The sequence below is a fragment of the Antarctobacter heliothermus genome (assembly GCF_900188425.1).
Taxonomy (GTDB): domain Bacteria; phylum Pseudomonadota; class Alphaproteobacteria; order Rhodobacterales; family Rhodobacteraceae; genus Antarctobacter; species Antarctobacter heliothermus.
Genome location: NZ_FZON01000024.1, coordinates 60,329 through 67,194 on the forward strand (window position 1 = coordinate 60,329; position 6,866 = coordinate 67,194).

Sequence of the window (6,866 nt, forward strand, 5' to 3'; positions counted from 1 at the left end):
TCCGGAACCAAACCACGCAGAGGCCACCATGTCCGACACGCCCCAAGACCTCGCCGCCGCTCTTCTGGATGCCGCCCGCAAGGCCGGGGCAGACACGGCCGATGCTCTGGCGGTCGAGGCAACGGCACAGGCGATCGACGTGCGCGGCGGCACGCTGGAACAGGCGGAACGGGCGGAATACCGCGACCTCAGCCTGCGGGTCTTTCTGGGCCAGCGCAGCGCCAGCATTTCCGGCTCTGATATCCGCCCCGACGCCATGACGGAAATGGCAACCCGCGCCGTCGCCATGGCGCGCGAGGCACCCGAAGATCCCTACATCGGCCTCGCCGCCCCGGATCAACTGGCAACCGACCGCGATGCCACACCGCTCGACCTGTGCGACCCGTCGGATGAACCGGCCCCCGCCGATCTGGAGGACGACGCCCGCCGGGCCGAGGCTGCGGCGCTGGCGACAAAAGGCATCACCCGCATCGATTCCGCCGCCGCGCAATACAACGCCCAGCGCATCGCGCTGGCCGCGACCAATGGCTTTGCCGGCAGCTATGCCCGCACCTCGCGCAGCCTGTATTGCGTCGCCATCGCTGGCGAGGGCCTGGGGATGGAGCGTGATCATGACGGTGACAGCCGCGTCTACCAGTCCGACCTGCGCAGCGCCAAGGAGATCGGCGAGACCGCCGCCGCCCGCACGCTGGAGCGGCTCAACCCGCGCAAACCGAAAACCGGCGCCTATCCGGTGCTGTTCGATGAACGTGTCTCGTCTTCGCTGATCGGCCATCTGGTCGCTGCGGCCAACGGCGCACAGGTGGCGCGCGGCCAATCCTGGCTGCGCGAGGCACTGGGCGAACAGGTGCTGCCCGAGGGTCTTGACCTGATCGAGGACCCGCACCGCCCCCGCATCAGCGGGTCACGCATCTTCGACGCCGAGGGCCTGCCGACACGGCGCCGCGGCATGATCGACAAAGGCGTGCTGACCGGCTGGACCCTGGACCTTGCCAATGCCCGCAAGCTGGGCATGGACAGCACCGCCAATGCCGCGCGCGGCGGAGCCTCTGTCTCTCCCACCGCATGGAATCTGGAACTGACCCAGGGCGACCAAAGCCGCGCAGACCTGATGCGCCAGATGGGCAACGGCCTGCTGGTGACGTCTATGATCGGCGCCACGATCAACCCCAACACCGGCGACTATTCGCGCGGCGCTGCCGGGTTCTGGGTCGAAAACGGCGAAGCGGTCTACCCGGTATCGGGCGTCACCATCGCCGGCAACCTGCGCGAGATGCTGCGCAGCCTGATCCCCGCCAATGATGCCCGGCCATGGCTCAGCCGCGTGGTGCCATCGCTGCTCGTCGAAGGGTTGACCCTTGCCGGCGAATGACCTCGCCCTCCTGATCGACGCCGCGCGGCAGGCCGGTGAGATCGCCCGCAGCTTTGTCGGTGGTCCGTTGGAGGTGCAGTTCAAGGCCGCCGACGACAGCCCGGTGACCAAGGCCGACCTTGCCGTGAACAGGCACCTGTCCCAGGTGCTGCGCGACGCACGGCCCCACTATGCCTGGTTCAGCGAGGAAACGCCGGACGACACCGCGCGTCTGGCCGCAAAACGGGTCTTCATCATCGACCCGATCGACGGCACCCGCTCTTTCATCGAAGGTGAAAAAACCTGGGCCCACGCGCTTGCCGTGGTCGAGAACGGCCGGACCACCGCCGCCGTCATCTATCTGCCGATGCTGGACAAACTCTATTCCGCGCGTCTTTCCGGCGGGGCCTTCCTGAACGAGCGGCGCATCGCCACGGGCAAGGTCAAGACCCCGGAGGCGGCACAGGTGCTGGCCACCCGCGCCAGCCTCAAACCGGAATGGTGGCCCGGCGGCGCGCCTGTCCTGCGCCGCAGCTACCGCCCCTCTCTGGCCTATCGCCAGAGCCTGGTGGCCGAAGGCCGCTACGACGCCATGTTCACCTTCCGACCAACCTGGGAATGGGACATCGCCGCCGGCGCGCTGATCCTGTCAGAGGCCGGCGCAAAGATCACCGACAGGCACGGCGCCCCCCTGCGGTTCAACGCCCCCGCCCCCCAGGCCGACGGGCTGGTCGCCGCAAACCCCCGCTTGCACGCAGCCCTGCTGGACCGACTGCCCTGACATCCGCGCCCATGTTTCTTCTGTCGAAAAATATCCCGGGGGGCCGCCCGAACGGGCGGTGGGGGCAGCGCCCCCTCCCCGCGCGACACAGCCACCCGACCCCGCCTTGACCCACCGCCCGCGTTCGCTAGGCTCGCGCGCAACACCACAACCACAAGGATCACGCCCCATGCAACGCCTGCACCTCGTCTTCGGCGGTGAACTCGTCGACCCGACAAAAACCGTCTTCAAGGACGTAAACGATCTGCATGTCGTCGGCATCTTTCCCAACTACCAAGAAGCCTACAACGCCTGGAAGGCCGAGGCGCAGCGCACCGTCGACAACGCCCATATGCGCTATTTCATCGCCCATCTGCACCGCCTGCGCCAAGAGGGCGAAGAGGCCTCCTCGACCGAGGAACTGGGCTAAGCCCATGACCCGCCGCGCGCTGAGTCTTTCGGCCTATCTGACCTATGCGCGCAGCGCCTCCGCCCCCGGTGTGGCCCCGGCCTGGCCCGACCGGCCCGCGGGGCCGCTGGTCTGGGGGTTCGCCGAGGAGACTGAACAGGGCCGCGCGCTGGCCAGCCTCGCCGCCCGGCTTGTCGCACAACGCCCCGAGGTTTCGGTCTGGCTCAGCGGGCGCGTGCCACATCGGCCGGGTCTTACAACCGTCCCCATGCCGCGGGATCTGTCCGGGGACGATCTGCGCCACATGCGGCGGCTGCGCCCGGACGTGGCGCTCTGGACCGGCCAGGCCTTGCGCCCCGGATTGCTTGCCACCCTGTCCGAGTCCGGGTCACACATGATCGCACTCGCTCTCGCAGACGCGCCCTTTCCGGTAGACGCCCCGCGCTGGCTGCCTGATCCGGCGCCCGCGACACTGGCATTGTTCGACAGCCTGTATACCAATGGCGCCGCAGCCAGCCGCCGGGTGCGCAGGCTTGGGGTCGAGACAGACCGCGTACACGACGCCACCGCCTTTCTGGACACCGAGGCGCCGCTGGACTGCCCCGACGGCCTGCACGAAGAAATCGCAGCCCTCGTTGCGGGCCGCCCGATCTGGCTGGCCGCGCGGCTACGCGCCGAAGAGGCCAGCGACATCCTGTACGCCCACCGTCAGGCCAGCCGCCTGGCCCACCGGATGCTGTTGATCGTGTCGCCCGCTGACGCCGAGGCGGCCAGACATATCAGCCGTGTTCTGCGCAGCGAACAGATGCGCGTCTGCGACTGGGAAAACGGCGACATGCCGGATGAGAACACTCAGGTTCTGCTCGCCGGCGGACCCGAAGAGCTGGGCTTGTGGTACAGGCTTGCCCCGCTGGCCTTTCTGGGCGGATCGCTGATGACCGGCACCGGTGGCGAAGACCCGTTCGAGGCCGCCGCCCTTGGCACCGCCATCCTGTACGGCCCCAACGTCGGCGCGCATCTGGGGGCGTATTCCCGCCTCGTCAGCGCCGGGGCCGCGCGCATCGTGCGCGACGCCGATTCGCTGGGCACCGCCGTCTCGCACCTGGTCGCGCCGGATCAGGCGGCGACGATGGCGCATGCGGGCTGGGATGTGATTTCTTCGGGCGCGCAATTGGTCGACCGGGTGCTGGCAGAGGTTTGCGATGTGCTGGACGAAAGGGGGCTTGCCTGATGCGTGCCCCCCGGTTCTGGCAGACCCCGCCGCAGGCCCCCGCATGGCAGGCCCGTGTACTGGCGCCACTGGGCGCGCTGACCGCCCGCGCCACGGCCCGCCGGGTCGCCCGCCCCCCCCGCGCGCGCTGTGGCGTGCCGGTGATCTGCGTCGGCAATGTCAACGCAGGCGGCACCGGCAAGACACCGACGGTGATCGCGCTGGTCCAGATGCTGATCGCACGCGGGCTGTCGCCGCATGTGGTCTCTCGCGGGTATGGCGGACGCCTGGACGGCCCGGTTCAGGTCGACCCCAACCAACACAGCGCCGAGGATACCGGCGATGAACCACTGCTGCTTGCGGCCTTCTGCCCAGTCTGGGTCGCCAAGGACCGCGCAGCGGGCGCGCAGGCTGCCGAGGCGGCAGGTGCAGGGGTGATCGTGCTGGATGACGGGCACCAGAACCCCGATGTGGCCAAGGATCTGACCGTGATCTGCGTCGATGCGGTGGCGGGGTTCGGCAACGCCCGCTGTCTGCCTGCGGGCCCCCTGCGAGAACCCATCGACACTGGGCTGGCACGCGGCGACCTGCTGCTGTCCATCGGCCCCCCCACAGCGCAGAAACGATTTGCCGAGGATTGGGGGCCGCAGATCTCATTGCCACACCTGACCGGGCAACTGGCGCCTTTGCAAACCGGCATGGATTGGCACGGTCTGCCGACGCTGGCCTTTGCCGGGATCGGGCACCCGGAAAAGTTCTTTGCCACACTGCGCGGCCTGGGTGCGGACATTCGCCGGGCCGAGGCGCTGGAGGATCACCAGCCGTTTACGCCTGCTCTGATCACGAGGCTCATGCGTGAGGCGCAGCTCTTGGGCGCGCAGCTGGTGACCACGGAAAAGGATGCGGTACGCCTGCCGCCACAGATCCGCCGCGAGGTGCTGACGCTGCCGGTCCGTCTGGAACTCGACGATGCCGCACCGCTGGACGCGGCCCTGGCCGAGGTGCTGACGCCGCAGACCTGAAACGGTAGAACTGAAACCGTCCCGCCCCAGCCCCTGCGCGCCTTGGACGGCGTGCGCGTTGGGTGGGGCGGATCTACGGCGTCCAGGGCGTGCTCTGGGCCGCTTATTCCGCCGCCAGTTGCTGTGGCGGCCGGTCTCCCAGATCCGCCAGATCCGCCACAACCCCACGCAATGCCAAACGCACCTCGTCATACCGCGCATTCGGTGTGATCGCCGCCTCGTCCATATACAGCGCGCGATCAATTTCCACCTGCACCGCGTGTTGGCCTCGCGACGGACGCCCGTAATACTGCGTCGTATAAGCCCCCGCAAACGGCGCATTCCGCGCCACCACAAATCCGGCCTTGGCAAAGGCGGCTTCGATCCGTTCGACAATCTCTGACCGGGCCGACGCGCCGAACCTGTCGCCGATCACAACCTCGGGCCGCTTTCCACCCAGTCGCACCGATCCATCCAACGCCTCATGCGGCATCGAGTGACAGTCGATCAGAATCGCCGCGCCAAACCTCTCGCGCGCCGCGCTCAAAAGCGCCTGCAAGCGGTCATGATAGGGTTTCCAGATTCGCGTGATTCGGTGCTCGGCCTCGATCCGGGACAACTTGCCGCGATAGATCGCCCGACCGCCCGCCACCACGCGCGGCACTACCCCCAACCCGCTGGCAACCCGCGGATTGTGCCCGATGCGCCGCAACCCTTCGATCAGCGCAGGGTCCAGTTCCTCCGCGGCGCGGTTCAGATCGACATAGGCGCGCGGCGCTCCGGCACACAGGAAAGCCGCCCCAAACTGCGGTGCACAGTCGAAAAGCCGGTCCACAAAGGCATCTTCAGAGCTTCGGATGCTATGTGCGTCCAGAACGGTGGTGCGCAGAAAGGTATGCGGGTAGTCGCAACCGGAATGCGGCGAGGCGAAAACCACACAGGACGTCTGTGGGTCAGGCATGTGCAAGTGGTACGATGTCTCTGGCATTCGCGCTCCTATTGGGGGTCAGGATAGACCAGTTTCTGCGCCTGCCAAAAGCCCTTGATCCCCGCAGAGAAGGCATTTATAGACCCTCCACCAGCGCGCGCCACCAGCGACTTCGGTAGAGGTCAATGAGGGTGTGTAACGGGCATATGGGTGATTAGCTCAGCGGTAGAGCACTTCGTTGACATCGAAGGGGTCACTGGTTCGATCCCAGTATCGCCCACCATGAATTCATCACCCGGTCTCCGGGGGGGCTTGCCTCGCGGAGATTCGGGTATTTGCCGCAACGAAAGGCGCTCGCGCGCCGCGACGATAGGAGAAGACCCATGAAGGTCGCCAATTCGCTCCGCTCGCTCAAGAAGCGCCACCGCGACTGCCGCGTTGTGCGCCGTAAGGGCCGTGTCTATGTGATCAACAAGACACAGCGGAGATTCAAGGCACGTCAGGGCTAAGCCCGACACCACGCCTCTGAACGACACAGAAAACCCCCGCAGGCATTGCCGGCGGGGGTTTTCTCTTGAAGTGGCTGCGATCTTTGGCAGGCACCTGCCAACAGCAGTATTGGCGTGTTCTACTTGCGCACGCAGTACGACAGCCGCGGTCCGACAAATGGATGCAAGCGCCCACGAATCCCTATAGGGATTCGGCAATGCCGTCTCCGGCGCGCGCTAAATGGACCCCGCAGGCGGCACTGGCGGTTCGCAAATGGTCCAGAACTCTTGCAGCGTCGAGATCTTCTTGTTCATGTCTTCCCGATTGTGCGGCTTGATGATGTAACCGTTGACGCTTTGACGATAGGCTTGGGCGATGTCCTGCACACGGCTTTGTTGCGCAAAGTCGGTAACGTCCGGAGTTCCCCTTTCCCCGGACGCAATTATCCCACAGGCTCTGTGACGGGTATGCCGAGCGCGGTGTAGCCGTTGAGCACGGCGGCGCGGATCTGAAGTTCGGCGACCTGACGATCGAAGTCGCGCGCCATGAGGCTCTGCCCCAGCAGCTTCACGCAATGCATCTTCGTCTCGGCGCGGCTTCGTCGGTGGTATCCGCTCCATTTTCTCCAGATGGCGCGGCCAAGGTATTTCGAAGCGCGCAGCGCCTCGTTCCGAGCGATAGCCCCTGCAGTCGATGGCTTCCACGGCTTGGCATTCTT

The 6,866-nt window shown here is 66.6% G+C and carries 7 protein-coding genes, 1 tRNA gene and 1 pseudogene; 7 read left to right on the plus strand and 2 right to left on the minus strand.

Annotation, left to right across the window (positions count from 1 at the left end; genetic code table 11):
* The first annotated feature begins 28 nt into the window (after positions 1–28).
* From CHB90_RS13510 to lpxK, 5 genes are all read left to right on the plus strand, one after another.
* Entirely contained in the window at positions 29–1,372 is a 1,344-nt protein-coding gene (locus CHB90_RS13510) for a TldD/PmbA family protein (RefSeq protein ID WP_089278400.1), read from the plus strand.
* Positions 1,359–2,132 carry a 3'(2'),5'-bisphosphate nucleotidase CysQ gene (locus tag CHB90_RS13515; protein ID WP_089278401.1) on the plus strand — a complete coding sequence of 258 codons (774 nt, stop codon included), beginning with the start codon at positions 1,359–1,361 and terminating at the stop codon, positions 2,130–2,132. The genes CHB90_RS13510 and CHB90_RS13515 overlap by 14 nt, the downstream gene beginning before the upstream one ends.
* Positions 2,133–2,301: 169 nt before the next feature.
* Complete coding sequence (locus tag CHB90_RS13520) at positions 2,302–2,541, plus strand: DUF4170 domain-containing protein (protein WP_089278402.1); 240 nt, start codon at positions 2,302–2,304, stop codon at positions 2,539–2,541.
* A gap of 4 nt (positions 2,542–2,545) precedes the next feature.
* Positions 2,546–3,751 (plus strand): 3-deoxy-D-manno-octulosonic acid transferase, encoded by a 1,206-nt coding sequence (locus CHB90_RS13525; protein WP_089278403.1) that lies wholly within the window; start codon positions 2,546–2,548, stop codon positions 3,749–3,751.
* Positions 3,751–4,752 (plus strand): tetraacyldisaccharide 4'-kinase, encoded by a 1,002-nt coding sequence (gene lpxK, locus CHB90_RS13530; RefSeq protein WP_089278404.1) that lies wholly within the window; start codon positions 3,751–3,753, stop codon positions 4,750–4,752. The genes CHB90_RS13525 and lpxK overlap by 1 nt, the downstream gene beginning before the upstream one ends.
* A gap of 103 nt (positions 4,753–4,855) precedes the next feature.
* Here the strand turns inward: lpxK and CHB90_RS13535 are convergent, their stop codons facing one another.
* The gene (locus CHB90_RS13535) at positions 4,856–5,719 is read right to left on the minus strand and encodes an N-formylglutamate amidohydrolase (protein ID WP_089278405.1); all 864 of its coding nucleotides are present in this window, start codon (positions 5,717–5,719) and stop codon (positions 4,856–4,858) included.
* A 148-nt stretch (positions 5,720–5,867) separates the two neighbouring features.
* Here CHB90_RS13535 and CHB90_RS13540 point away from each other — a divergent pair.
* A tRNA-Val gene (locus tag CHB90_RS13540) sits at positions 5,868–5,942 on the plus strand.
* Positions 5,943–6,042: 100 nt separating this feature from the next.
* Positions 6,043–6,168, plus strand: a complete 126-nt coding sequence (gene ykgO, locus CHB90_RS13545) for a type B 50S ribosomal protein L36 (RefSeq protein WP_007792261.1) — start codon at positions 6,043–6,045, stop codon at positions 6,166–6,168.
* Positions 6,169–6,590: 422 nt separating this feature from the next.
* Here the strand turns inward: ykgO and CHB90_RS13550 are convergent.
* Positions 6,591–6,866, minus strand: a pseudogene (locus CHB90_RS13550) (IS5/IS1182 family transposase); the annotation flags it as partial.